At 47.9% G+C, this 1,658-nt stretch carries 3 protein-coding genes; 2 read left to right on the forward strand and 1 reads right to left on the reverse strand.

All coding sequences use genetic code 11. From position 1 onward, the window contains the following. A partial coding sequence (locus A3735_RS28655) for an acyl-CoA dehydrogenase family protein (protein ID WP_197485599.1) occupies window positions 1–114 on the forward strand: 114 nt, incomplete at its 5' end. Between the two features lie 18 nt (window positions 115–132). Next, window positions 133–1,308, forward strand: coding sequence for a CaiB/BaiF CoA-transferase family protein (locus tag A3735_RS02085; protein ID WP_068509416.1), 1,176 nt, complete (start codon window positions 133–135; stop codon window positions 1,306–1,308). Between the two features lie 74 nt (window positions 1,309–1,382). Here the strand turns inward: A3735_RS02085 and A3735_RS02090 are convergent. Then, window positions 1,383–1,658, reverse strand: a 276-nt coding sequence (locus tag A3735_RS02090) for a hypothetical protein (protein ID WP_156499329.1), incomplete at its 5' end; no start/stop codon positions are given.

The raw sequence follows: 1,658 nt of genomic DNA on the forward strand, positions 1-1,658 counted from the left end.
GGCTACATGTGGGAGTATCCGGTTGCGCGCGCTTACGCAGATGCGCGTGTTCAGAAGATCTATGCTGGTACAAATGAAATCATGAAGTTGATTATCGGCCGCTCGATGGTCTAAAGGAAGTAGGGGTAAGTAATGTCACAACCACTCAAGGGAATTAAGATTCTCGACTTTACCACCTTATTACCGGGCCCTTATGCAACGCAATTGTTGGCAGATATGGGCGCAGAGGTTGTAAGAGTAGAGTCACCTACGCGACCCGATCTACTAAAGCTCTTGCCGCCAATGGTAGGTAAGGTTTCTGCCTCGCACGCCAGCGTTAATCGCAATAAGAAAACGATTGCTGTTGATTTAAAGCATGAGAGTGCAAAAGAGATCGTTCATAAGTTGGTGAGTGAGTTTGATATTGTGATTGAGCAATTCAGACCAGGTGTTATGGCGCGTCTAGGTCTGGATTATGAGGCCTTGGTAAAGTTTCAGTCTAAATTAATCTATTGCTCGATCACAGGCTATGGTCAAACAGGGCCCTTAAAAGATCGGGCAGGGCATGATATTAACTATTTGGCTTTGTCGGGCTTAGCCAGTTTCTCTGGCAGAAAAGAAACCGGTCCCACTTTATCTGCAACACAGGTTGCCGATATTGCAGGTGGTTCACATCATGCCGTAATGGCGATTCTTGCCGCAGTGATTGAACGTGCTTCTACTGGAAAAGGCCAGCACCTGGATATCAGTATGAGTGATGCGGCCTTGGCGCTGAGCACGATGTTCGGCGCCAACGCGCTAGTCAGTGGCAAGGACCCAGCGTGTGGCGAAGAGATGCTCAACGGTGGTTTATTCTACGACTACTACCAGACGGCAGATGGCAAGTATATTTCGGTCGGTAGCCTGGAACCAAACTTCGCGATGGTTTTGCTATCTACCCTAGGTTTGACAGCTTACCAGAATAAGATTGCCGACCAACGAGCCGAAACCCAAACAGAAATCAAGGCAGCAATTGCAGCAAAAGTGATCGAAAAAGACCAAGCTCACTGGAATGACGTCTTTGGCAACTTAGATGCTTGTGTAGAACCTGTATTGAGTATCAACCAGGCTGCAGCGCACCCTCACTTCATAGCGCGGGGCATGATTACCACCGCTGTAGATGAGACAGGCAACGAGATTCAACAAATAAATAGCGCATTGCCATTTAAGTCTGAAGGCATAAAGCAAGCAGGGAGACCTTTGGGGGCAGATACCTCAGATGTATTAAAGTCTTTGGGCTATAGTGATGAGCAAGTTCAGGGGCTTAGAGAGGGGAAGTGTGTTAAGTAAGCATATATCTCGCTGTGAACCTGACTCGTGCTAACCTGCCAGCGAGCCGTGGAAGGCTCTGCCTACAGCTGAGGCTAAGTCGGGGCCTTGCTCAATAACGCAATCAGCGCTTCAATCTCACTTAATTTCTCTTCTGCGTTCTTGGCCTCAAGCTCAAACTTAAGTTTTGTGGCGCCTTCTAGCTTGTACTTTATCGGGTTCTTTTGCACTAGCTGAACGATGGCCAAGGGGTCGACTTTCGTGTCTTTTGAAAACTCAAAACTACCGGAGGTCTCGCCTGCGTCGATTTTATCGATGCCAACAGGATCGGCTTTGAGCTTCAGCTCTGTTTGACGCATTAGGTTTTTCAC

It is taken from the genome of Oleiphilus sp. HI0061 (assembly GCF_001635675.1).